Source organism: Rheinheimera texasensis (assembly GCF_964031785.1).
GTDB classification, from domain to species: domain Bacteria; phylum Pseudomonadota; class Gammaproteobacteria; order Enterobacterales; family Alteromonadaceae; genus Pararheinheimera; species Pararheinheimera texasensis_A.
Genome location: NZ_CAXIRE010000009.1, coordinates 55,999 through 79,633, shown reverse-complemented (window position 1 = coordinate 79,633; position 23,635 = coordinate 55,999). Strand labels below are relative to the sequence as shown.

At 51.6% G+C, this 23,635-nt stretch carries 18 protein-coding genes and 5 tRNA genes; 4 read left to right on the top strand and 19 right to left on the bottom strand.

Annotated features, from left to right (window positions below; translation table 11 throughout):
- Nucleotide 1: 1 nt before the first annotated feature.
- The 8 genes from ABNT34_RS02225 to ABNT34_RS02190 all read right to left on the bottom strand — a co-directional run bounded on the left by ABNT34_RS02225 (nucleotide 2) and on the right by ABNT34_RS02190 (nucleotide 3,894).
- Nucleotides 2–77: transfer RNA gene (locus ABNT34_RS02225), tRNA-Gly, on the bottom strand.
- 36 nt (nucleotides 78–113) lie between these two features.
- Nucleotides 114–200, bottom strand: a tRNA-Leu gene (locus ABNT34_RS02220).
- 29 nt (nucleotides 201–229) lie between these two features.
- A tRNA-Cys gene (locus tag ABNT34_RS02215) sits at nucleotides 230–303 on the bottom strand.
- Between the two features lie 22 nt (nucleotides 304–325).
- Nucleotides 326–401 (bottom strand) — tRNA-Gly (locus tag ABNT34_RS02210).
- 134 nt (nucleotides 402–535) lie between these two features.
- Nucleotides 536–1,081, bottom strand: a complete 546-nt coding sequence (pgsA, locus tag ABNT34_RS02205) for a CDP-diacylglycerol--glycerol-3-phosphate 3-phosphatidyltransferase (protein ID WP_031564319.1) — start codon at nucleotides 1,079–1,081, stop codon at nucleotides 536–538.
- A 27-nt stretch (nucleotides 1,082–1,108) separates the two neighbouring features.
- Nucleotides 1,109–2,929 carry an excinuclease ABC subunit UvrC gene (gene uvrC, locus ABNT34_RS02200; protein ID WP_348728419.1) on the bottom strand — a complete coding sequence of 607 codons (1,821 nt, stop codon included), beginning with the start codon at nucleotides 2,927–2,929 and terminating at the stop codon, nucleotides 1,109–1,111.
- Nucleotides 2,930–2,959: 30 nt separating this feature from the next.
- Complete coding sequence (gene uvrY, locus ABNT34_RS02195) at nucleotides 2,960–3,613, bottom strand: UvrY/SirA/GacA family response regulator transcription factor (RefSeq protein ID WP_348728417.1); 654 nt, start codon at nucleotides 3,611–3,613, stop codon at nucleotides 2,960–2,962.
- Between the two features lie 190 nt (nucleotides 3,614–3,803).
- Nucleotides 3,804–3,894, bottom strand: a tRNA-Ser gene (locus ABNT34_RS02190).
- A gap of 180 nt (nucleotides 3,895–4,074) precedes the next feature.
- Between ABNT34_RS02190 and ansA the strand changes: the two genes are divergently transcribed.
- Nucleotides 4,075–5,097, top strand: coding sequence for an asparaginase (gene ansA, locus ABNT34_RS02185; RefSeq protein WP_348728415.1), 1,023 nt, complete (start codon nucleotides 4,075–4,077; stop codon nucleotides 5,095–5,097).
- A 67-nt stretch (nucleotides 5,098–5,164) separates the two neighbouring features.
- Here ansA and ABNT34_RS02180 read toward each other — a convergent pair whose 3' ends face one another.
- The 5 genes from ABNT34_RS02180 to ABNT34_RS02160 all read right to left on the bottom strand — a co-directional run bounded on the left by ABNT34_RS02180 (nucleotide 5,165) and on the right by ABNT34_RS02160 (nucleotide 11,292).
- Nucleotides 5,165–7,879 carry a DUF349 domain-containing protein gene (locus ABNT34_RS02180; RefSeq protein WP_348728413.1) on the bottom strand — a complete coding sequence of 905 codons (2,715 nt, stop codon included), beginning with the start codon at nucleotides 7,877–7,879 and terminating at the stop codon, nucleotides 5,165–5,167.
- Nucleotides 7,869–8,150 carry a DUF1315 family protein gene (locus tag ABNT34_RS02175; protein WP_348728411.1) on the bottom strand — a complete coding sequence of 94 codons (282 nt, stop codon included), beginning with the start codon at nucleotides 8,148–8,150 and terminating at the stop codon, nucleotides 7,869–7,871. Before ABNT34_RS02175 ends, ABNT34_RS02180 begins: the two co-directional genes overlap by 11 nt.
- A 1-nt stretch (nucleotide 8,151) precedes the next feature.
- The gene (locus tag ABNT34_RS02170) at nucleotides 8,152–8,475 is read right to left on the bottom strand and encodes a zinc ribbon domain-containing protein (protein ID WP_348728409.1); all 324 of its coding nucleotides are present in this window, start codon (nucleotides 8,473–8,475) and stop codon (nucleotides 8,152–8,154) included.
- 85 nt (nucleotides 8,476–8,560) lie between these two features.
- Nucleotides 8,561–9,685: a M14-type cytosolic carboxypeptidase gene (locus ABNT34_RS02165; protein ID WP_348728408.1), complete on the bottom strand. Its 1,125-nt coding sequence runs from the start codon at nucleotides 9,683–9,685 to the stop codon at nucleotides 8,561–8,563.
- A gap of 155 nt (nucleotides 9,686–9,840) precedes the next feature.
- On the bottom strand, nucleotides 9,841–11,292 hold the full coding sequence (locus ABNT34_RS02160; protein WP_348728406.1) for a glyceraldehyde-3-phosphate dehydrogenase: 1,452 nt from the start codon (nucleotides 11,290–11,292) through the stop codon (nucleotides 9,841–9,843).
- A gap of 154 nt (nucleotides 11,293–11,446) precedes the next feature.
- Here ABNT34_RS02160 and ABNT34_RS02155 point away from each other — a divergent pair, with 154 nt between their 5' ends.
- Nucleotides 11,447–12,247: a DUF2989 domain-containing protein gene (locus tag ABNT34_RS02155; protein WP_348728404.1), complete on the top strand. Its 801-nt coding sequence runs from the start codon at nucleotides 11,447–11,449 to the stop codon at nucleotides 12,245–12,247.
- Nucleotides 12,248–12,302: 55 nt separating this feature from the next.
- Here ABNT34_RS02155 and msrB read toward each other — a convergent pair whose 3' ends face one another.
- The 5 genes from msrB to malQ all read right to left on the bottom strand — a co-directional run bounded on the left by msrB (nucleotide 12,303) and on the right by malQ (nucleotide 20,880).
- On the bottom strand, nucleotides 12,303–12,695 hold the full coding sequence (msrB, locus tag ABNT34_RS02150; protein ID WP_348728402.1) for a peptide-methionine (R)-S-oxide reductase MsrB: 393 nt from the start codon (nucleotides 12,693–12,695) through the stop codon (nucleotides 12,303–12,305).
- Between the two features lie 21 nt (nucleotides 12,696–12,716).
- On the bottom strand, nucleotides 12,717–14,246 hold the full coding sequence (gndA, locus tag ABNT34_RS02145; RefSeq protein ID WP_348728401.1) for an NADP-dependent phosphogluconate dehydrogenase: 1,530 nt from the start codon (nucleotides 14,244–14,246) through the stop codon (nucleotides 12,717–12,719).
- A gap of 100 nt (nucleotides 14,247–14,346) precedes the next feature.
- Nucleotides 14,347–16,431 carry a glycogen debranching protein GlgX gene (gene glgX / locus ABNT34_RS02140; protein WP_348728399.1) on the bottom strand — a complete coding sequence of 695 codons (2,085 nt, stop codon included), beginning with the start codon at nucleotides 16,429–16,431 and terminating at the stop codon, nucleotides 14,347–14,349.
- Nucleotides 16,432–16,443: 12 nt separating this feature from the next.
- Nucleotides 16,444–18,603: a 1,4-alpha-glucan branching protein GlgB gene (gene glgB, locus ABNT34_RS02135; protein WP_348728397.1), complete on the bottom strand. Its 2,160-nt coding sequence runs from the start codon at nucleotides 18,601–18,603 to the stop codon at nucleotides 16,444–16,446.
- Nucleotides 18,604–18,678: 75 nt separating this feature from the next.
- The gene (gene malQ, locus ABNT34_RS02130) at nucleotides 18,679–20,880 is read right to left on the bottom strand and encodes a 4-alpha-glucanotransferase (RefSeq protein WP_348728395.1); all 2,202 of its coding nucleotides are present in this window, start codon (nucleotides 20,878–20,880) and stop codon (nucleotides 18,679–18,681) included.
- Between the two features lie 247 nt (nucleotides 20,881–21,127).
- Here malQ and gap point away from each other — a divergent pair, with 247 nt between their 5' ends.
- Both gap and ABNT34_RS02120 read left to right on the top strand, forming a co-directional pair.
- Nucleotides 21,128–22,135, top strand: a complete 1,008-nt coding sequence (gap, locus tag ABNT34_RS02125; protein WP_348728393.1) for a type I glyceraldehyde-3-phosphate dehydrogenase — start codon at nucleotides 21,128–21,130, stop codon at nucleotides 22,133–22,135.
- Between the two features lie 165 nt (nucleotides 22,136–22,300).
- A complete protein-coding gene (locus ABNT34_RS02120; RefSeq protein WP_348728391.1) occupies nucleotides 22,301–23,122 on the top strand; it encodes a D-hexose-6-phosphate mutarotase in 822 nt (273 codons plus the stop codon).
- Between the two features lie 13 nt (nucleotides 23,123–23,135).
- Here ABNT34_RS02120 and ABNT34_RS02115 read toward each other — a convergent pair whose 3' ends face one another.
- Nucleotides 23,136–23,576, bottom strand: a complete 441-nt coding sequence (locus ABNT34_RS02115) for a hypothetical protein (protein WP_348728389.1) — start codon at nucleotides 23,574–23,576, stop codon at nucleotides 23,136–23,138.
- Between the last annotated feature and the right edge of the window lie 59 nt (nucleotides 23,577–23,635).

Below are 23,635 nucleotides of genomic sequence, written 5' to 3'. Positions count from 1 at the left end.
TTGGAGCGGGCAACGAGACTCGAACTCGTGACCTCGACCTTGGCAAGGTAGCGCTCTACCAACTGAGCTATGCCCGCATATTTATTACTTACTGCTATGGTGTTGACAGTAAGTGGTGCCCGGGGCCGGACTTGAACCGGCACGCCCTTTCGAGCGAGGGATTTTAAATCCCTTGTGTCTACCGATTTCACCACCCGGGCAGACAACGTTTGTGTTTTAACTTGCTAAATGGAGGCGGGTCCCGGAGTCGAACCGAGGTGGACGGATTTGCAATCCGCTGCATGGCCACTCTGCCAACCCGCCATCAACAACTCTTCAGATTATTTGGAGCGGGCAACGAGACTCGAACTCGTGACCTCGACCTTGGCAAGGTAGCGCTCTACCAACTGAGCTATGCCCGCTTCATCTGAAAAGGCGTTTGCCTTAACACGAGCTGCATTCTACTGGGTTTAATAAATCCGTCAACTCAAAACTTGGCACTGCTGAACTGTTTGCTCAATTTTTAGCAAACCTGCAGCTTTTGTATGCGAAGCGCTTAATTTTGTTGCAGATATTTCCAGGCCGCCTGCAAATAAACCACCATAGACCAGACGGTCAGCACAGTGGCAATAAACAATAAAAGCATGCCTAAATCAGTGATCCACTGCACCGGCTGCCAAATTAAACCAATCAGCGCCAGCATCTGGGCAGCGGTTTTTAGTTTGCCCATTTCAGACACTTTGACCTGAGCGCTTTTACCAAGACCGGCCATCCATTCACGCAGGCCGGAAATGATGATTTCGCGGCTGATCATAATAAATGCCGGAATCGTCACCCACAGCGTTTGCATGTCGACCGCAATCAGCACCAAAGCCGCAGCAACCATGGCTTTATCAGCCACCGGGTCGAGAAAAGCGCCAAAAGCGGTGGATTGTTGCAGCTTACGCGCCAGATAACCGTCTAATGCATCGGTAATGGCCGCCAGCCAAAATACAAAAGCAGCGAGGAAACGGGCATGTTCATGAGTTGAATAAAAGCAGAAAACGAAGACAGGAATTAAAAAAATCCGGAACAAAGTTAACAGGTTAGGCACATTCCACATCAATAAATCTCAATTCTGGGCATTTTTTTAGTTGTTATGACAAGCCTGATAAATCAACTCAGCCTGCGCTTTGGAGATCCCCGGCACTGTCGCCAGCTCAGCGACTGATGCTTTCAGCACGCCTTGCAAACCACCGAGGTATTGTAACAAAGCTTGCCGGCGTTTCTCACCTATTCCGGCAATATTTTCCAGCGGGCTTTGGGTGAACTTTTTACCACGTTGCTGGCGGTGCCCGGTAATGGCAAACCGGTGCGCTTCATCACGGATGTGCTGGATCAAATGCAGTGCCGGGTCATCCGCGGGTAAATTAATCGCATGCTGGATTGAGTTGATGAGCAACGTTTCCAGCCCGGGTTTACGGCTGGTGCCTTTGGCAACGCCGAGCAACAGCGGCTTTTTCGCCAACGGCCAGTCGGCAAAAAACTCAATCGCCTGACTGAGCTGACCGGCACCGCCATCAATAAGCACAATATCCGGCACCCTCGCCTCATCTGTCAGCTTGCCGTAGCGTTTTTTCAAGGCAAAACGCATCGCGGCGTAGTCATCGCCCGGCGTGACACCTTCGACATGAAAACGCCGGTATTCGGCTTTATCCGGCCCTTTGTCGTTAAACACCACACAAGACGCCATGGTCTGATTACCCATGGTATGACTGATATCAAAACATTCCATCCGCTGTAGCAGCTCGAGTTTTAACACCTGCTTCAGCGCGCGATAACGCGCCGCCATATGTGCGGCCTGACTGACTTTGGTATCGCAGGCGGTGCGGGCGTTTTTATTGGCCAAATCGAGATAACGCGCTTTTTCGCCGCGTTTTGCCGCGTTTAACACGACCTTACGACCGGCTGCTGCACTGATCGCTTCGGCAATGCTGTCGGCGTCTTCCAGCGTCTCATTGATGACAATTTCGCGTGGAATTTGTTGGCCACCCATGTTGTTTAAATAAAACTGCAGTAAAAACGCTGGAAAAATCTCTTCGGCTTCAGTTTGTTGCGGCAGTTTCGGGAAATAAGTTTTAGTGCCGAGGATTTTCTGGTCGCGTACGTACAATACATGCACTGCAGCCACGCCATGCAGATAACAAAAGCCGAGGATGTCCATTTCTTCATGGTCACCGCTGACCGCTTGTTGTTCCTGCACTTTGCGCAGCGCAATGATTTGGTCGCGCAGCTGCGCCGCCAGCTCAAAATCAAGCTGATTGCTGGCGACTTCCATTTGCTGCACCAGGTCGTCGATGACCTGCTGATTTTTTCCCTGCAAAAACAACCGGGTAAGTCGTACCTGCCCGGCATAGGCCTCATCAGAAATTTTGCCAACACAAGGTGCTGAACACAGCTTCAACTGATATTGCAGACAAGGCCGGGTGCGGGCACGATAAAAACCATCTTCACACTGGCGCACCGGAATGACTTTCTGTAATAACTTCAGGCTTTCCCAGACTGCACCGGCGCTCGGATAAGGACCGAAATACTGCCCCGGCACTTTTTTCGGCCCGCGATGCGCAGTGATCCGCGGATGTTTATGGTCGGTCAGCAAAATATAAGGAAATGATTTGTCGTCGCGCAGCAATACGTTGTATTTGGGCATGTATTGCTTGATCAGGTTGTTTTCCAGGATCAGCGCTTCAGTTTCGCTGTTGGTGACTGTGAACTCAACAAAGGCAATGTTCGCCACCAACGCGCGGGTTTTGACACTGTCGACATTGCTGCGAAAATAACTGGCCAGCCGCTTTTTTAAATCTTTGGCTTTTCCGACGTAAATGACCTGCGATTTGTCACCGTACATACGATACACACCAGGCGAGCCCGGTACGGTTTTTAAAAAAGCACTGCTGTCAAACGGCGGCATCAGCGTCTCACAATCCTGTGGAAATTTGGATCAGGCAATGTTGATCATGCCGTGGCGAATGGCCAGATGGGTTAATTCAACATCCCCACTGATCGCCAGCTTTTCAAACATACGATAACGATATGAATTGACGGTCTTGGCGCTGACATTCAACTTGTCGGCAATATCATTGACCTTTTCACCCTGGGTGATCATCAGCATGATTTGCATTTCACGGTCGGAAAGTTCATCAAAAGGATTATTGCTGTTGGACTGAATTTTACTGAACGCCATTTTCTGCGCCACTTCGTCAGAAATATAGCGATGGCCATCAGCTACCCGCTTAATGGCCAGGATCATCTCAGAAGGTGCGGCATTTTTGGAGATAAAACCCGATGCGCCCATCTGCATGACTTTGGTCGGCACCGGTTCTTCACAAGACACCGACAGTGCCAGTACACGAATATCCGGGCAATAATGCAAAATACGTTTGGTGGCGTTCATGCCGCCAATGCCGGGCATATTCATGTCCATCAACACCACGTCAGGTGGCAACTGCCCGGCGGCTTCATTGCGGCAATATTGCACCGCCGCTTCACCTGAACTTAAGTCAGCGACAACCCGGATCCCGCGTTCTTCCTGTAAAATCCTGCTGATCCCGGTCCGGACCAATTCATGATCATCCACTATCAGAACGTTAATCAATTGCGACGCCTCTTTATTCAGGAATAATAAGAAACAGCTGAAACTGCGTTAGCATAGCCGAGTGAATTTGATTTTGCTACGGCAAAAAATGCTGGTGAGACCTGATTCATTATTGCTAATAAAATCAGTGGGATAAGCTAAGTTTGCAAACTGCAGACGTAAAAAAACCACCTATAGGTGGTTGATTTAGTGGCGGAGAGAAAGAGATTCGAACTCTTGAAGGGCTACTAACCCTCGCCGGTTTTCAAGACCGGTGCATTAAACCACTCTGCCATCTCTCCGCGATAGGCGGCATAATAAGGAGCCACTGCAACCTTGTAAAGTTCTTTTTTTGCTGCAGAGGCGCGTTTGCTCAGCTTTTGTCCAATCGCAGGTATTTTTAACCGTTGTCACTACTGGTCCACCCTGACAGTGAGGCCGGGCTTGCGTACAATAGACAAAAAACAGCAAAAGACCCTGCCATGAATAACAGCAAGAAAAAACGCATTTATGTCGCCTATACCGGTGGTACTATCGGTATGCAACACTCAGCCAATGGTTTTGTGCCGGTACCGGGTTTTCTCAGCGACACTGTCCGCAAGATGCCGGAGTTCTACCGCTCGGAAATGCCGGAATTTGATATCCACGAATATCACCCGGTGATTGATTCCTCAGACATGACACCGGCGCACTGGCTCAGTATCGCGCACGACATTCAGCAGCACTATGCCGATTATGATGGTTTTGTCGTGTTACATGGCACAGATACTATGGCGTATACCGCATCCGCCTTGTCGTTTATGCTGGAGGATTTGACCAAACCCGTCATCATCACCGGCTCGCAAATCCCGCTGGCGCAGCTGCGCTCCGACGGCCAGGTCAATCTGTTGAATTCGTTATATCTGGCGGCCAACTACCCGATCGCCGAAGTCTGTCTGTATTTTAACAACCAGCTGTTTCGCGGTAACCGCGCCACCAAAGCGGACGCCGACGGTTTTAATGCTTTTGCCTCACCAAATTTCCCTGCGCTGCTGCAGGCCGGTATTCATATTGAAGTCAAAGCCGGTGCTTTGTTTCAGGGCACTGTCAAACAAAGCCTGCAGGTGGCCGAAATTACACCGCAACCGATTAGCGTGGTAACTTTGTATCCAGGCATCAGCACCGATGTGATTGCCAATATGGCGGCAGCACCGGTGCGGGCACTGATTATCAAGTCCTATGGCGTTGGCAACGCGCCGCAGCAGCCACAGCTATTAGAGGTGTTGCAGCAAGCCGCGGAGCGCGGCACTGTCATCGTCAATTGCACCCAGTGTTTTAAAGGCAAAGTGAATATGGGTGGTTATGCTACCGGTAATGCACTGCAACGTAGCGGCGTCAGCAGTGGTTTTGATATGACGCTGGAAGCCGCACTGACCAAACTGCATTACCTGCTCAGCCAGCCGCTGTCGGCAGACGAAGTCCGCCGGCAGATGCAGCTGAATTTGCGCGGTGAGCTGACGGTATAATCCTGTCACCATTCTTTTGGAATAAAAAAACCACCTGACGGTGGTTTTTTTATTCCATTCACTGCACTCAGCCCACGTACAAAGCCCGTACCCGCGCCAGTAGCTCTGCTTCGCCGGCCTGCAGCGGGCCATGCTGTAACCAGCGGCCCAGCAGCTGATTCTGGCTGATATTATCGCCGCTGTTGTGTTTGTCACTGAGTAACTGCATCTGCACCCGTTGCCGCTCAGACGTCAATGCCGCCGGTGATGGTGCGCCTGCGGCCCATTCCAGCGCCAACGTCAGATCAGCACGGCTCATGGTCTCTTGCTGCTGATTAAACACCAGACGATACAACGCCGGCAGTTCTGCGGCCTGCACTTGCGGGTTTTCCAGCGCGCTGAACAACTGCCGGAATTGCCCCTGCTCTGCTTGCTTCTGCACTGCGATGAGCTGCTCGCTGATTTGCTGACGCAACTGCTGCTGCTGCTGGCGCAAATCTTTGTCGTCGCCGGTTTCCACGGCATTCAACTGCTGCAGCTGTGTGCGTAACTGTGCTTCAGTTAACTGGGCAAAAGGTACTGCGCTGACTTCCGCCAGCAATGTTGTGATATTTTGTCGCCAGGCGTCCAGTTGCGCAGACTCGGCTTCGCGTTGCTGCTGACGACGGGCGAAAAACGCATCACAAGCGCTACGGAATTCGGTCCACAACTGCTGATCCAGTTTACTGCCGGCAAAACCAATTTGCTTCCACTGCTGTTGTAACTGTTTCACCTGTTCAACCTGAGGGCCAAGACCCTCGGCCGCGAGCACCGTCGCCTGTGCAATCAGCTGCTGTTTTGCCGTGGCAGCTTGTTGATAGGCCTGCTGTTGCAACTGCTTCAACGGCGTGAGAGCCTCTTTATAAGCCTGCTGTAACGCGCCGAATTGCTCGCGGCCCACAGCGCCGGCTTGCTGCCAGGCTTGATGCTGCTGTTGCAGTAAGGTATCTAAAGCCCGGCCTTGCGGCGGATTGGTCTGTGCAGCTAATAGAGTATCAATGACAAGCTGGCGACTAATAGCTGCCTGAGCTCTTTGCTGATCTTGTTCAGCATAAAATTCCCGGCACGGTGCAAACGCCTGTTCAGACAGTTGATTAAACTGCTGATTCAGCGCTTCATCCAGTTCAGCATCGGCGCGCCCCAGCGTGTTCCATTGCGCCCGAGCCTGTTTAAGCTGATTAGCTCTGGCACTAATGGAAATCGTGTCGTCAGCAATTAATGCCTGCAGTTCAGCGATTAGCGCTTGTTTACGCGGCGTGGCAATATAAGCTTGTAAATCAGTCAGTTCAGCAATGAGTTCAGCACAAAGCTGCACTTCCTTCTCAAGCTGCGCCTGTTGCGCCGCATTCAACTGCACCAGATCCTGCTGAATACCTTTCCATAAGCCAAACAACACTTTAAAGCGGCCTTCGCCGTGCAGACGCTTAAACTCCGCGACTTTGCTACGCAGCTGACGCAGCTGTTTTTGTTGTTGGGCTAATAACGGTTCACAGTGCTCCCGCCATTGTGTGGCAAGCGCGGTGTAACTGTCTGAGAACTGTACCGGCAGCAAAGCACCGGCGCTGCGACTGACCTGCTGCCAGTTTTTTTGCCAGACTTTAAAGCCGTGATAAGCCTGTTCGGCCTGCACCGCTTCCGGCAATGGCTGCGCTGAAAGTTCTGCTAATAAACGCGCTGCCTGAGCCAATGACTCGGCCAGCAGCGGGATTTGATCCAACTGCTGCTGCAACTGCATGATATTTTGTTCGAGCTGACGCTGCGTTGCCGCATCCAGTTGTTCAGAGTGAATTTGCGCCTGCAGCGTATCCAACGCCTGTTGCAAGCCGCTTGCCGCCGTCAGGTCGCCAGATGCCAGCAACTGACCCAAATCGCGCTGTAGCACCTGCAATTGCAGATTAAATTGTTGCAGCAGCTTTTGTTGCTGCTGCTGATGTTGTTGTTTCGCCTGCTCAGCGGCCAATGCTGCCAGTTTGGGCGCAAACATCGCCTCGGTCAGCTGCACAATCCGTTGATACTTGCCAACGCTTTCGCTGGCTTCTTCTGCAGACAATACACAAAGCTCAGGCTCCAGCTGTTGCCACTGCTGCTGCAGTTCCTGCCACTGTTGCTGCGCCGCAGCGATGTCGGTTTTTTCCCGCACTGCATTGAGTCGCGCCAACAACAACACCAGCTGTTTACGCAGCCGATCTGGTCTTTGCTTTTGCTCCAGCCGGCGCGCCAGCTCGTCCTGCAATGCAGGCTGCAACTCCGGTCCACAATGCCGGCCGGCTTTTTCCAGCGCTTTATCGTCAATGATCAAAGCTATTAACTGCTGTTTTTGTTCGACAGATAACACTGAATCAGTCAGCGCAGTCAGATACAAATCCTGGCGTTGCAAACGTTGTAATAACTTCAGTTTCAGGCTGGCATCGGTCTCAAAGGTCGCCAGTTTTTCCAGCACACTGCTGCGGTGACATTCGTCGATAAACTGCTGTTTTAACTGCGCAGATACCCGATTCTCTAACAGCATTTGCACCAGTTGCTGTTCAGCAAACTGTTTCAGACGCTCAGCGGATTCATGTTTACTGGCCTGCCACCACAACGAAAATTCGTTTAAGCGTTCCAGTGCGGCCCGACGGACTGCTTCAGTGCCGTCGTTAAATGCCAGCTCGTGCAAAATTTCTTTTTGTGCCGGCGTTTGTTGGTCCAGTTCGGCGATCGCTGACTGGCGGATAGATGGATTTTCGTGCTGCCATTTTGGCTTAAACCAGCGCTTAAAGATCATCGTGTGCAAACCTTGCGATTGACTGCTCAGCACTGAATTGTGCTTTCATTTCCGTTTTTGATTTGATCACCATCTGGCCATCGGCACCGATAGTAAATGGCTCTGCTGACTTCAGCACGCGGGCCTGATAAGCCATCACCAGCTGCATGCTTTGCTCCTGCTGCTGTGCCGTCAACGGCGTACCGTCGGCCCAGCGACCAGTGCCGACTGCGTCCAGCAGCTTTTGATAAGTGTCAGCCGACATCGCGCTGACCATCGCGATAAAATCCACGTTATTTCCTCTTGTACATCACCATCCGGACTTTAGAAATGACATAACCGGCCGCACCAAGCCCCATTACGCCGTAGGTCAGCCAGGATTGCCAGCTGCCGTCTTCCGGTGCGCGGAAATACAACCAGACGAAGCTGCCGAGGAACAGCAGAATCGAAACCATTGCATGATTATTGATACTTTGCCCGAGCGCCAGATGTTTATCGCGGGCGATCCGCTCAATTTGCTGGGGGGAGACTTCTGCCAGAGCTTTGCCACAATGCTGACAACTGGCTGCTTTACTGGAGACTTTTTTGCCACAAAACGGGCACGCCACTATCGCCATAATTACCTACCTGAAAAACCCACGGCACTATAAAACAAAAGGCCGGCTTTGCAAACCGGCCTGCTCTGATTATACCGCTGTCAGATCACAACAGATCAACCACGGCGCGCACCGCAATCAGAGTGTCATTACCCAGCTTTTTCGAGCGCACATCAGACCAGCCAAACTGCGCATCCGGCAAATTTGCATTGTCTTTAAACGGCATCTCAAAGGTATAAGCCAGACATTTAAACTGTTCTGCGACCCAGGTTGAAGCGATCGTCAGATTGGCCTGACCCGGCGCATCCAGTTCATAACCAAATTCGGTTTGAAACTCTGGGGTCACTGCCAACAGTGTTTGTTTAAACAGCGTTTCTAACTGCGCCATTTTGGCATTGTAAGACGGCACGCCTTCAGCACCGGCGACAAAGTTGTACGGCAGATTTTCATCGCCGTGAATGTCGAGGAACATATCAACACCGGTTTCGAGCATTTTTTGCCGGACTAAATAAACTTCCGGGCTTTTCTCCAGCGACGGAGTCTGCCATTCACGGTTGAGGTTGACGCCGGCGGCGTTGGTCCGTAAGTGACCACGTACGCTGCCGTCCGGGTTCATATTCGGCACCACATAAAACACCGCTTTGTTCAGCAGTTCACGGGCGACACCGTCGTCCTGATCTAACAAGCGGTCGAGCAGTCCTTCGACAAACCACTCCGCCATGGTTTCACCCGGGTGCTGACGGGCAGTGATCCAGATTTTTTTCTTGCCATCCGCCGGCTCACCAATCACCAGCATACTCATATCGCGGTTATCCAGCGTATTACCCAGATCCACAAGCTGCGCCAGGCCTGTTGCCTGCGCCTGACTGAGTAAATCCATATGGCGCTCATAGCTGTAAGGCGCGAAGTAAGCGAAGTAACAGGATTCAGCTTCCGGATAATGCGTGATCACCAGATGCTCGCCATCATAAGCAGTATCCACCCGGAACCAGGTTTCGCGATCATAAGAAGCCACAGCTTTGTAGTCGGCCCAGCCTTTTGGATAGGCGGAGGTGTTGACGTTGGTCAGGCGAATGGTATGAGGCTCAAAGCTGTCGCTGTGCAGGCGGAAGTGAAACCACTGATAGAAGTCAGATTGATGGTCTTTACGAATAGCCAGGCGAATGTCGTCGATGCGTTCCGCTGAAATCACGTCGATATTGCCGCTGTCAAAGTTACAGGTAATTTTCATTATTTGAGTTCCGCGCAGGGTAAAAAGGACCGGCGCAGCCTATCACAACAGCGCCACGCCTGTCTTGTTATCGACTGCGGCGAGCGCGTTTATCCATGGCTGCAGACAGGCAAAAGCCGCCCACAGGCGGCTTTTTTATAACGCTGAATGCTGAGTTACAGCGCGACTGGCAGTGTCGGGTATAACACGCCGGCCATTTCGTTCATCACCCGGATAACCTGAGTGCTGTAGCCAAATTCGTTATCATACCAAACGTACAACACACAGCGGTCACCGTCGACGATAGTGGCTTGAGAATCCACCACACCGGCGTAACGCGAACCGACTAAATCGCTGGAAACGATTTCGGTTGAGTTGGTGAAATCAATCTGGTCCTGCAAATCAGAGAATAACGACACTTTTTGCAAATAAGCATTCAGTGCATCGCGGTCGGTTGTTTTGTTCAGGTTCAGTGACAAAATCGCCATCGACACGTTTGGCGTTGGCACACGAATAGCGTTGCCGGTCAGCTTGCCTTTTAATTCCGGCAGCGCTTTGGCAACCGCAGAAGCAGCGCCAGTGGAGGTGATCACCATGTTCAGCGGTGCGGCACGGCCACGACGCTCAGCTTTGTGATAGTTATCAATCAGGTTCTGGTCGTTGGTGTACGAATGCACAGTTTCAACGTGGCCATTACGAATGCCGTATTCGTCGTTTAAGGCTTTTAACACCGGCGTGATAGCATTGGTGGTGCAGCTTGCTGCAGAGACGATGCGGTCATCCGCAGTAATCATTTTATGGTTGACGCCATAAACAACGTTTTTCACATCACCTTTAGCTGGTGCCGTCAGCAGCACTTTGGCTGCGCCTTTGGCTTTGAAATGGATAGACAGTTCTTTGTCATCTTTCCAAATACCAGTGTTATCCACCACTAAGGCATCGTGAATGTCGTATGCGGTGTAATCCACTTGATCCGGAGAATCAGCATAAATCACTTTGATAAAAGTGCCGTTGGCTTTGATGCCGCCATTTTCATTGTCGATAGTGATGCTGCCGTTAAATGGGCCGTGAATAGAGTCGCGACGCAGTAAACTGGCGCGTTTTTCCAAATCACCTTTGCGGCCACCGCGCACCACAATAGCGCGTAAACGCAATTTGGCACTTGGGCCGGCGCGTTCAATCATCAGACGTGCGAGCAAACGACCAATCCGGCCAAAACCGTATAACACCACATCTGTTGGTTTAATTTTGTCATCCTGACCGAGCAAATCAGCCAGTTCACGCTGCAGATACTGTTCCAGGGTCAAGCCCTCGGCAGCATTTTTGTAAGTGTAAGCGAAAGCCAGTTTACCCAGATCAATCCGGCCTGGTGCCAGATCCAGTTTGCTGATGGCTTCCAACACAGGGAAACTCTCACGCAGACGCAGTTTTTGTTGTTCAAAACGTTCCACTGTTTTGTGGGCTTTGATGACGTCAATCGTAGTGGCATTCACCAGCGGCTTGCCATAGACCACCAACTCAATACCTTTATTCCGATACAGCCGGCCAATGATTGGCTGCATATTTTCGGCGTATTCCTGGCGTTCCTGCCAGCTGCGTTGATACTGTTCTTCGTGAGATAAGGTCATGCTGTTTTGCCTTTTACTTCAGTTATCGAATGTTCGGGGACAGGTGCCACAGCGGGCGGCACATTGTAATTGAATTCGTAACCCTACAACAACAATTACAAATGATTTTTTCTGTGCTTTTGCGTATGCTGGTCATTCTGAGATCGGAGGAATTATGCAGAAACCTTGGCCGTTATTGCCTTTATTATTTGTGTTAGGCGCTTGTGATGAAAAAGAATTAAATATCACCCAGGTCTGTCAGGAAAAACCGGGCCTTTGTACTGATTTAGTCGAAGACGGCCATTGCCGGGTAGAGCGTTCAGAAACCATCCTGGCGCGTTACGGCGAGCAAAAATTACCTTCGGATGCCAATAAATATCGCCTGCTGATCGATTTCGAAAAATATTCCAAATGCATGGAGCTGGCCAAAGGCATCGAGCACGTCAAGCTGAAAGAAAAAACGACGGCCCGGGTCGACAGTTACATGGTGTCGCTGAATGAAATCAAACGTTTGACCGATGAAACCGTCAGCTCCGACTATCCAGGTTTGTTGTATTACCACTGGTCCCGTCATCAAAGCCGCGAGCACCTGGAAAAGTTTGAGCGCGCGGCTAAGGCCGGTGAATTAAATACACCAGATTTGAAATTTGCGCTGGCGCGTTATTACATCGAAAAAGATAAAAAATTGGCCATTCAGACCATGCTGGACGCGTTAAAACTGTACAAAGCCGGCGACGTGGTTGATACGGATATTTATACCAGTCTCACTACGTTGTATTTCAAACAAAACCAGCTGGCGGAGTCTTATCATTGGGCCTTAGTCGCGCAGGCGGCTGGCGTCGAGCGGATTGAATTTGATTTAATTTTAAAATCTGCTAAAGACAGCAGCGCGCTGGACAAAGATAAGATTGAAACCCTGGCCGATCAAACTGTTGCAGCATTGGAGTCAGGCCAGTTTAAACCACCGGTGTTTTAACGCTTGGTTTGGGTTTATTTAAGCTAAACAAAAACGCGGGTATATCCCGCGTTTTTTACTTTGAGTCTTTAGTGCCATCAAAAATTAACGACACCGAATTGACACAATAACGTTGTCCGGTTGGCGCCGGACCATCGTCAAACACGTGCCCCAGATGCGCGTCGCAATGCTGACAGAGGATTTCGGTGCGCTGCATGCCATGCGAGGAGTCCGGTGCATAACGCACTTGTCCCGGCAAAGCGGCAGAAAACGACGGCCAGCCGCAACCGGCATCAAATTTGGTCGCAGAACTGAACAGCGGCTGATGACAACAGACACAGCAGTATATGCCTGTCGCTTCGTTATACAGTAAAGTGCCGCTGAACGGATACTCAGTGCCCTTTTGGCGTGTGACGCGGTACTCTTCATCACTAAGCTTGTCGCGCCACTGCGCATCACTGAGTTTCATCACACCGCTCCGTCAGTTGGATTATTTCACTTTGACCATAGGCCGGCCGGAAACACTCCAGTCGACATGGAAAAACTTGCCTTTGGTTTTGTCAGTACGCTCAAAGGTATGAGCGCCAAAGTAATCGCGTTGGCCTTGCAACAAGTTTGCCGGTAATACCGCAGTGCGATAAGAGTCATAGTAACTCAGCGCAGAACTTAACGCCGGAACTGGTACGCCCACCATAGTGGCTTCAGCAACAGCACGGCGCCAGTTCATCTGGTTGGTCGAAATCTGTTTGGCAAAAAACGGATCGACCAACAGATTGGCTAACTCGTCGTTACGTTCATAAGCTTCGGTGATCGACTGCAGGAACACGGCGCGGATGATACAACCGGCGCGCCAGATCTTCGCTATTTCAGCGAAGTTCAGCTGCCAGCCATGTTCCTGACCGGCTGTTTTCATCAGGTCAAAGCCCTGTGCGTACACGCAGATTTTGGCGCAGTACAGCGCATCATGCAGTTGTTTTATCAGGGTTTCGCGCTGTGATTCCAGCGGTTTGTCATGGCTGGAGCCTGCCAGAATAGTCGAAGCAGCCACCCGTTGCTCTTTGTTGGTGGAGATAGACCGGGCGTACACGGCTTCAGCGATGGTTGGCGAAGCACAGCCCAGTTCCAGACTGCTGACGGCTGTCCATAAGCCGGTACCTTTTTGCCCGGCTTTATCCAGAATCACATCCACCAGCGGCAAACCGGTCTCAGAATCTTTGGTCGCCAGTACTTCGGCGCTGATTTCCATCAGATAACTGTTCAGAATGCCCTGATTCCAGCTCTTAAACACATCAGCGACTTGCTGCGCAGACATGCCGAGCGCATCGCGCATCACCTGATAGACTTCGCAAATCAGCTGCATATCGGCGTATTCGATGCCGTTATGCACCATTTTGACGTAATGACCAGAACCGGAAGGACCGATATAAGTGGCGCAGGCGTCACCTTCTTTCACCGGATTACCCGGTTCATAACGTTCAATAGCGCGGCCGGTAGTCGGGTCGACTTTGGCGGCGATGGCGCGCCAGACCGGCTCAATCCGCGTCCAGGCGTATGGATCGCCACTTGGCATCAGGCTTGGGCCAAAACGGGCACCGACTTCCCCGCCCGATACTGCGGTAGAGAAGAAAATAAATTTGCCTTCGTAGTGTTTTTCACGCCGGACTGTATCAGTCCACAGGCTGTTGCCGGTATCCACAACGATATCGTCAGCGGCAATGCCGGCATCGATTAACTTACAGCAGACGTCGTCGACCGGCTTGCCGGCCGGGACGGATAAAATGACTAAATGCGGCTGCGTTAAGCGAGATAACAATTCAGTGTAAGAACTACAAGCCACCACCCGGCCGCCCTGGCCATTGGTTTCCTGCAGGTCCTGCGTGATCACCGATTCAAGCTTTTTATGGTCCAGGTCAAAAGCCGCGACCCGGTAACCATGATCCGCCAGGTTCAGGATCAGATTTTTCCCCATCACGCCGGCACCGACAAAACCGATGTCACACAGTTGGTTTGACATTGTCATTCCCATTCCTCAAAAGCAGCTGTCGCAAAATGCGCGCGATTATACTGGAAAATCCGCCAATCGGCAGTGCAGCATGAAAAAGTTTATGCTGCTCAGACCATTAGGCCGCTGTTATCGCGAGAGTTGCCACAGAACATGCCGGGTTATGCACCCACAGCGACATCGAATGTGGCTGCTGCACATACGCAGCGCCAGCAAACTGTACCGGCGACACCAGCCCCATTTCGACCGAGGTATCCATCACACAATGCCATGGTTTGTCCGTCAGCTGCAGGCTGATGGCGCTCGCACCGGCGTTGATCATTAACAGAATTTCTGCGTCGTTGCCATCAGTCGTAACGACAAAATAACAATACTGGGTAGCCGGTAAATGCCAGTCCGCTTCGGTTTTTTCACTACCATCTGCGTTCAGCCAATGCACCTGATGTTTATTACCATGGCGCTGATACTGGTCATCTAATAGCGATAATTGCTGCAAACAGGGATATTGCTGGCGCACCGCAATCATCTGCTGAACAAAACTCTGAAACTGTGTGGCGTGATAGTCCAGCTGCCAGTTTAGCCAGCTCAGTTCATTGTCCTGACAATACGCATTGTTATTGCCTTGCTGGCTGTGGCTCAGCTCATCACCGCCAAGCCAGTGGATCATGCCCTGACTCAGCATCAGACTCGCCACCAGATTGCGCTTATGCTGGAACCGCTGCTGCAGAATGCCGGCGTCACTGCTTGGCCCTTCCACGCCAAAATTGAGGCTAAGGTTGTGATCATGGCCGTCACGGTTTTGCTCGGCATTCAGCCAGTTATGTTTGTGCTGATAACAGACCACATCATGCAGGGTAAAACCATCGTGATAAGCCAGATAATTCACCGAGCAGGCCGCCGGCTTGTGGTGTTTCTGGAAGATGTCGCGCGAGCCCAGCAATCGCGTGGTGAATTCATTCAGACTGCCGTGGTCGCCGCGCCAGAACGAACGCATCGAATCGCGAAACTTATCATTAAGCTCTGACCAATGCGCCGGAAATTGGCCCAGCTGATAGCCATAAGGGCCGACGTCCCATGGCTCAGCGATGAGCTTGGCTTGTGATAACACCGGGTCCTGCGCAATGATTTGCAGAAAAGTCGCCACTGGCGTAAAGCGTTTATGTTCCCGTGCCAAAGTCACGGCGAGATCAAAACGAAAACCATCAACCTGCATCTCCGTCAGCCAGTATCGCAGTGCATCCAACACCAATTTTTGCGTGGCCGGATGGGCAATATTCAAGGTATTGCCGCAGCCACTGTAATTACAATACTGCTGGTAATCAGTGATATCTGCATGATTTTCAAACAGATAATATTGGCGATTGGCCAAACCTCGCAAACTCAGGTTATAACAGTCGGCTTCGGCGGTATGGTTAAACACGACGTCCAGAATGACTTCAATACCGTGCTGGTGGTAAGTCCGCACCAGCGTTTTCATTTCAAGGACGGCATCGTCCAACTGATAACGTGGGTCCGGTGCAAAAAAACACACCGGGTTATAACCCCAGTAGTTGGTCAGCTTTAACTTTTCCAGCCGTGGTTCGGTCATAAAAGCCGCTACCGGCAACAGCTGCAATGTAGTGATGCCGAGGTGCTTTAAGTGAGCGATCACTGCCGGATGATACAGTGCGGCATAAGTGCCGCGCAGCTCAGCCGGAATGTCCGGATGCTGCATGGTCAGGCCTTTGACATGCGCTTCGTAGATAATGGTTTTTTCGCGCGGAATTTGTGGTTTACGGCTGCTCTGCCAGTCAAACGGGGTATCCGTTAACACTGCTTTGGCCAGCATGTAATGGCTGTCACTCTGATACAGCCGCTCATTAAACACCACAGCACGGTTGAGCTGACGGGCATAAGGGTCAATCAGCAGATGCCGTGGCTCAAAAGTCAGGCCCTGGGCCGGTAAAGCGGGCCCGTCGGCACGCAGCAGATACAGGCTGCCCGCCGGCACGCCCCGCACCTGCAAATGCCAGATGTCGCCGGTTCTGGCCGGAAAAGCCATTTCTGCCAGCGGCTCTTCGGTATCAGCGCAAAACAGGCATAAGGTCAACCCTGTGGCATCGGGCGCATAGACGGCGATATTCCAGCAGCCAGTGTCAACGTCAAGACAAGTGGCGCCCAAAGGTGCCACAGAACCAAATTCAGTACTCAGCACAACTTGCATATCAGTCTCGCTTTAACGGCATTGGCGCAGATATAAAGTCGATAAAGGCGGTAATTCCAGCGCCAGCTGTAAGTCGTCGCCAGCCTGTAACTGCGGCCCAACCGGGTAATTACTGCCCCAATAATATGCCGAATCTGAGTTCAGGATCACTTCGTATTGCCCTGCCGCAAGTACTGGCAGACGGAAGTCGGTTCTGGGTACCGGTGTAAAATTGCTGACGACGTACACCACATCACCGTCACTGTCGATTCGGCGGAACGACACCGTACTGTGATCGGCATCCTGATGATCAATCCAGGCAAAGCCAGCGCCCTGATGATCCAGCTCGTACAAAGGCTTGCAGCGCCGGTACGTATGATTCAGGTCACGGAATAACTGCGAAATACCGCGATGTTTGTCAAAATCCAGCAAAAACCACGGCAACGCCAGATTATGATTCCACTCCGTGCCCTGGCCGAATTCATTGCCCATAAAATTCAGCTTTTTACCCGGATGGGCAAACATAAAGGCGTAATAAGCGCGTAAATTCGCTGCCTGTTGCCATTCATCACCGGGCATTTTATTCAGAATACTGCCTTTGCCGTGCACCACTTCGTCGTGCGACAACGGCAGAATAAAATTCTCGTTGTAGGCGTACACCATCGAAAAAGTCAGGTCGTTATGATGATATTTACGATAGGCCGGGTCTTTGCTGATATAGCGCAGCGTATCGTTCATCCAGCCCATATTCCACTTAAAGCCAAAACCCAGGCCACCCAGGTCCACCGGACGGCTGACACCGGCAAAAGATGTTGATTCTTCGGCGATGGTCATGGCACGTGGATACTTGCTGTAGACTTCCTGATTCAGCCATTTCAGCAGGCTGATGGCTTCGTAGTTATGATTGCCACCGTCGATATTCGGGATCCACTCGCCGTGTTCACGCGAATAATCGAGGTACAGCATCGACGCCACCGCATCAACACGCAGGCCATCGATATGGAATTTATCCAGCCAGAACAAAGCACTGGCGACTAAAAATTGCCGGACATAATCTTTACCAAAGTCATAAATGCAGGAATTCCAATCAGGATGCCAACCACGGCGTGGATCGGCATATTCATACAAATGACCGCCATCAAACCGGGCTAAACCATGGCCATCTTCCGGGAAATGCGCCGGCACCCAATCCAAAATCACACCGATACCGGCCTGATGGCAGGCATCGACAAAAGCTTTAAACTGATCCGGTGTGCCAAACCGCGAAGTCACCGCAAACATCCCCAGCGGCTGGTAGCCCCAGGAACCGGAATATGGGTGTTCCAGCACTGGCAATAATTCAATATGGGTGTAGCCCATATCCAGCACATAAGGGATGAGCTGTTCCGCCATTTCCGGATAAGTCAGTGCAGAACTATCGGCATGGGTGCGCCAGCTGCCTAAGTGCACCTCATAGATGCTCATCGGGCTTTGATACGGCTTGTGTTCGCGTTGTTGCCAGGCACTGTCCTGCCATTGATAACGGCTGTGGTCAAACACCAGCGAGGCATGCGACGGAAATTGCTCTGCGGCAAAAGCCATAGGGTCGGCTTTGTGTGGTAACAGGTGCCCCGCTGCATCTTTGATTTCGAATTTGTAACGCACGCCGGCAGCCACTTCCGGCATCACCAGCACCCAATGGCCACAAGCGGTGCGTTCCATCGGGTGGCAACGACCATCCCAATTGTTCATGTCCCCAATCAGACTGACGCTGCTGGCATGCGGCGCGTAAACGGCAAACCGCGTCGCTTTGATCCGCTGTTTCCCGGCCGTTAATTTGACTAATTGCGCGCCGAGCTGCTGATACAAATTCTCCGGCCGGCTGTTGACATAATGCACAGCAAAAAAGGCTTCATCTTTAAATTGATACGGGTCTATCAGGCTGTAACTGTGATGGGCACTTTGCACGTCCAGGCGGTATGGCAGTTGATTTTTGCGCCGCGGCAGCTGCAGTTCAAATAAACCCGGCACGCCCTCCACCGCAGTCATGTCCCCCAACACCTTGCCATCATCCAGTGCTACAGCACTGACCTGCTGCGCAGATGGCAAAAAGGCCCGGATCAACAGGCCTTTTTCTGCAGTTTGCCAGCCAAGAACAGCAAAAGGCTGGGCGCAACGAACATCGTTTAAAGCTTGTAGCAGCTGATCTGGCATAACAAATCCTGTGTCATTAAATGCGGGAATTGCCATAAGCCCCGCGGCAAAACAGCGGGGCTTATTGCATTAAGATTAAGAATATAACCCTGTTCTGCGGTTGGCTGTCAATTGCTTCAGATGCGCAGTGATGTGCTCCTGTTGCTCTAACTGTTCCAGTGTCAGGCTGAGTTTGCGTCGCCAGTTCGGATATTCGTCACTGGTACCCGGCACGTTTACGGGTTCTGTCATCTCCATCCAGTCTTCCAGCTGCAGACATAACAACTGACAACTGCCGCGCGCCAGATGCTGCTGCAAGGCAAAACTGAGCGTACGGTCCATGCCCAGATGTTCGACACTGCGCGGATAATCAGCCGGCAACATGCCGTGGCCATGTAACGAATCCAGAATGCGTTGCTTGGATTTATGCCGGTCTTCAAACAGACCCGGTAAAATCTCTTCGGTATAAAGCCCGAGCTGCAGACCGAGTTTTAAATCTGAGCAATGCCAGAAACCGATTAAGGTCGGCATGTCGTGCGTGGTGAGCGCTGACATCGCCTGCACCGGATAATGCGCGGTGGAAATATAACCGCCATCTTCGGCTTGTTCGAAAAAGAAAATCCGGTACGAGTACATGCCAAACTGCTGTAACAGCTCAAAAATCCCATCCGGCACTGTGCCTAAGTCCTCACCAATCACCACAGCCTGCTGGCGCTGGCTTTCCAGCGCCAGAATGCCAAGTAAATCCATGATTGGATAATACAGATATGCGCCCTCACCGGCTGATGCTGAGCCTTTTGGCACCCACCATAACCGCAGCAACGCCATCACGTGGTCAATCCGCAGCGCTCCAGAGTCGCGCATATTGGCGCGGAACAGGTCAATCATCGGCTGATAGGCCTGGCGGAACAGCTCGTACGGATACATCGGCGGCAGACCCCAGTTCTGACCTTTAGGCCCGAGGATATCCGGCGGAGCGCCGACACTGGCATCCCGGCAATAGAGTTCCGGATTGGCCCAAATTTCGGTGGAGGCTTCACTGACACCGACGGCTAAATCACGATACAGCCCCAGCAACATGCCTTGATCTTTTGCTTGTTGCTGCACTGTCGCGAGCTGTTGCTGCGCACAGAATTGCAGATAACTGAAAAAGCCAATGTCGTGCTGGTTGGCCGCAGCAAACTGCTGGACTGCCTCGCTGTCGGCGCTGCGGTATTGCTCAGGCCAGTTTGGCCAGCCCCAGGCGTGCGGGTCTTGTGCAATCAAATGTAGATGTAACGCGTCATACAGTGCCAGCTGACGCAGGCTGTCGCCGCCTTCAGCGACAAAACGACTAAACTCGGCTGCCAGCGCCACGTCTTTTTGACCATGGTCCAGATACCACTGATACAAAGCGCGCAATGCCGGCAATTTCAGTTGCATCACACCACTGTAATCGACCCAGTGTTTGTCGCGCTGTGCCTGCAGCTGAGCCTGAAAGTCGGCTTGTGACAGCTGTTGCTGCAGCGCAGAACACTGCGCGAAACCCGGCATTTGTGCCACGCTCAGATAAATCATGTTCAGCCAGCGCCGGCTGGACGGGCTATATGGACTTGCCGATTCCGGCATCGCCGGATACAAAGCATGAATAGGGTTCAGACCAACAAAATCAGCGCCCTGCGCCGCCAGATGTTTCACCAACCGGCCTAAATCGGCAAAATCACCGACGCCCCAGTTGCTGTCTGATTTGACCGCGTACAGCTGAACTGAAATACCCCATTGTTTTTGGGTCTGGAAAGTTTGAGGTTGATAACAACGCTCAGGCACCACAATCAATGACTGACTGAAATCATCGTCATCACCATCAATTTTCAGCGCCAGCTGGTGGTAACCGTAAGAAAGCTGCAGCGGCAGCTGGAATTCATATTGCTGGTACTCGACTTCATCGAACACTGACACCTGGGTCAGTTCACCGTCATCAACCGCAACCAGGCTGAAATGCTGTTGCTGGCCGTTCTCTGCCGTCACCGTAATCGACAGTTGTTGGTGGACCAGCGCCAACGGCAGGCGTAGTTCGAGCTTGTACTCGTCGCCGCGGTTTTGCACCGACACCGGATCCAGTGGTTCTGCCCAGTGCAGCAGCTGACGCTGACGCAGCTGTGCAGCGGCTTTGGCCTCGTCGCTGACGTCAAAGCCCAGTGCGGATAAAATACGCAGCTGATCTTTTTCTGCCACTTCGGCCGGATCGCCCCAGGCATCGGTGAATTTGGTCTCAATGCCATTAAAGCCAATCAATTCGGCAAGCAGTGTTTTATCCATACAGGCTCCAACTCGGTTTCGTCGCTTTGTCCAGACCGGCTTTAATCGAGGGGTTCTGTGCCCGGCGCCGGCTTACTGACTTTTTTAAATTCTCCGCAGTATAAGACTTTAAAAAACAGCGTCGATGGCAAAATTGCGGATTATGTCATTAAATTACATAAATACGATTGCATAACAAATTTCCGCTTGAAAATGGCGCAAAAACATGTAATTTTACTACACAATTCGTCAGCATCAGGGGTGACTTATGACAATTCGTGTCGCGATTAATGGTTTTGGCCGCATCGGCCGCAATGTTTTACGTGCTTTATATGAAAGTAAGAAGTCATACGACATCAAAGTCGTCGCCATTAATGATTTAGGTGACGCTGCGATCAACGCACACCTGCTGAAGTACGACACGGCTCACGGTATCTTTGCCGCCCATGTCGAGCATTCTGACAAAGCAATTTACGTCAACCAGGACGAGATCCTGACCTTAAGTGAACGCAATCCGGCGAATCTGCCTTGGGCTGATTTAAAAGTAGACGTTGTGCTGGAATGTACCGGCCTGTTCACTGATCGCCAGTCAGCTGGTGCCCACCTGACTGCTGGCGCGAAAAAAGTGATTATTTCTGCTCCGGCGAAAGATGTTGACGCCACTGTCGTTTATGGTGTGAACCACGATGTGATCACTCCGGAAATGACCATCATTTCTAACGCCAGCTGTACCACCAACTGTCTGTCACCAATTGCCAAGCCGCTGAATGACATTCTCGGCATCGAATCAGGCCTGATGACGACTATCCATGCTTATACCAACGACCAGCGTTTATCTGATGTGTACCACACAGATGTACGCCGTGCCCGCGCTGCGGCCATGTCGATGATCCCAACCAAAACCGGCGCAGCTGCTGCTGTGGGTCTGGTGGTGCCGGCATTAAAAGGCAAATTCGATGGTTTAGCGGTACGGGTACCGACTATTAATGTGTCTTTAGTTGACTTAACCTTTATCGCCGGTCGCGAAACGACGATAGAAGAAGTGAACCAAATCATCCGAGATGCAGCAGCACAGTTCCCGATGAATCAGGTGCTGGCAGTCAACGACCTGCCGCTGGTATCAGTTGACTTCAATCACAACCCGATGTCATCGATTTTTGATGCGACCGAAACGCGCGTGAACGGTCGTCTGGTCAAAGTGATGGCCTGGTACGACAACGAGTGGGGTTTCTCTAACCGTATGCTCGACAACACCGTAGAATTGATGAAGTCTTAAGCAGACTTTCACAAACACAAGGCGACCGCGGTCGCCTTTGTTGTTTCTACAGACTCACAAATTTCTCAGCAGCACCGACCAGTGGAATTCTGCAAACCTGCGCTTGCTTAAGCTGAATGTACAGCACACAATCAAAGCGCATTTCACTTCTAAGAGCTTCAATTTATGGCCAATTTTATCCATCTGGACGGTTACGCTCATCTCAGTGCTTTACCCTGCATTCGTTTTACTTTTGCCGACTACAGCGCTGTTGTCTCGCTATACGGCGGACAAGTACTGTCGCTGCAAAAAGCCGGTGAAGAATTACTCTGGTTATCCCCAACCACAAACTGGCAACAGCAGCAGCCCATTCGTGGCGGCGTGCCGATTTGCTGGCCCTGGTTTGGCCCGGCGCACCCGGAATTGACAACACAAGCGGTGCCAAATCACGGGCTGGCGCGCACGGCCATGTGGCAGCAAGTGGCTGATGAAAGCTGCAGCGACCATGCCTTGCTGATTCTGCAGGCTGAATTTGACAATATTCCCTGGCATAGCGGTAAAGTGCGGCTGCAGTGTCAGTATCTGCTCAGTCACAACGGCCTGCACCTGCATCTGCACTGCGCTGATTTAACCGCACAACAGGCGGCGCTGCACACTTACTTTGCCTGCGACGATGTCCGTCAGGCCACTGTGGCGCCATTACCGGCCACATTTATTAATAAAGTGCTGCCGGAAGACAGTAACTCCGCACTGCAATTTGGCTTAGAAATGGATCGTATTTATCAACACACCGCGGCCTTATTAACAGTGCAGACGCCGGCAACTATTTTGTTGCAGCAAGCTGGCCATGATGCTTCGGTGATTTGGAATCCGGGACAGGCCAAAGGCAGTGCTGCGAAAGAGGTAGGCCCGGACCAGTGGTCGAAGTTTATTTGTGCTGAAACCGCGCGGTTGGCGCTCACGGACCAAAGCGCACTGAATTTACAAATGACGATCGCCAGAAGTTGACGGCATACCCGGCTTAGCGCCGGTGCACCTGAAACTCATCAGACAGGCGCTGCACAGCGCCTTTTTCGTCTTTAAATATTAACTCCAGCCGCCAGGTCATCTGTTCATCAGCGCAGGCGCCCAGTAAAAACTGCGTCTGCCAGCGGGCAACAGTGACTGCTGTCGCATTTGTTTTAGTAAAAAACATTGGTAATACAGGCATCTCCATACTGATGCCGACCAATCGCGCTGATTGCAGCTGCCATTCAGCAGGCGTCTGCACATCCAGGGCAAGCGGTGATTCTGTCAGCATCCGCGCGGGCTGGTAGATGAGTTCAATATTTTCTTGAATTTGCTTCTGAACGCTGGTCGTTTGCTTGATCACAGTGCGCTGACTGTCGTCTGCCGGCGACTGTGGCGTACAGGCATGGCAACAGCAAAACAGCAACATCAGCACAACAATTTTCAAATCCATCAGGAATCACCTTTACAGCGTGGACCATTATTCTATCCTAATTCCGACGTGCCGGAAAT

Coding starts and splice junctions, on each gene's coding strand:
- ABNT34_RS02160 (WP_348728406.1), bottom strand. CDS start 11,292: ATGACCTTATCTCACGAAGAACAGTATCAACGCAGCTGGCAGGAACGC.
- ABNT34_RS02155 (WP_348728404.1), top strand. CDS start 11,447: ATGCAGAAACCTTGGCCGTTATTGCCTTTATTATTTGTGTTAGGCGCT.
- gndA (WP_348728401.1), bottom strand. CDS start 14,246: ATGACAATGTCAAACCAACTGTGTGACATCGGTTTTGTCGGTGCCGGC.
- ABNT34_RS02115 (WP_348728389.1), bottom strand. CDS start 23,576: ATGGATTTGAAAATTGTTGTGCTGATGTTGCTGTTTTGCTGTTGCCAT.
- ABNT34_RS02170 (WP_348728409.1), bottom strand. CDS start 8,475: ATGGCGATAGTGGCGTGCCCGTTTTGTGGCAAAAAAGTCTCCAGTAAA.
- ABNT34_RS02165 (WP_348728408.1), bottom strand. CDS start 9,685: ATGAAAATTACCTGTAACTTTGACAGCGGCAATATCGACGTGATTTCA.
- ansA (WP_348728415.1), top strand. CDS start 4,075: ATGAATAACAGCAAGAAAAAACGCATTTATGTCGCCTATACCGGTGGT.
- glgB (WP_348728397.1), bottom strand. CDS start 18,603: ATGCCAGATCAGCTGCTACAAGCTTTAAACGATGTTCGTTGCGCCCAG.
- ABNT34_RS02120 (WP_348728391.1), top strand. CDS start 22,301: ATGGCCAATTTTATCCATCTGGACGGTTACGCTCATCTCAGTGCTTTA.
- pgsA (WP_031564319.1), bottom strand. CDS start 1,081: ATGTGGAATGTGCCTAACCTGTTAACTTTGTTCCGGATTTTTTTAATT.
- malQ (WP_348728395.1), bottom strand. CDS start 20,880: ATGGATAAAACACTGCTTGCCGAATTGATTGGCTTTAATGGCATTGAG.
- glgX (WP_348728399.1), bottom strand. CDS start 16,431: ATGCAAGTTGTGCTGAGTACTGAATTTGGTTCTGTGGCACCTTTGGGC.
- msrB (WP_348728402.1), bottom strand. CDS start 12,695: ATGAAACTCAGTGATGCGCAGTGGCGCGACAAGCTTAGTGATGAAGAG.
- uvrC (WP_348728419.1), bottom strand. CDS start 2,929: ATGCCGCCGTTTGACAGCAGTGCTTTTTTAAAAACCGTACCGGGCTCG.
- ABNT34_RS02180 (WP_348728413.1), bottom strand. CDS start 7,879: ATGATCTTTAAGCGCTGGTTTAAGCCAAAATGGCAGCACGAAAATCCA.
- gap (WP_348728393.1), top strand. CDS start 21,128: ATGACAATTCGTGTCGCGATTAATGGTTTTGGCCGCATCGGCCGCAAT.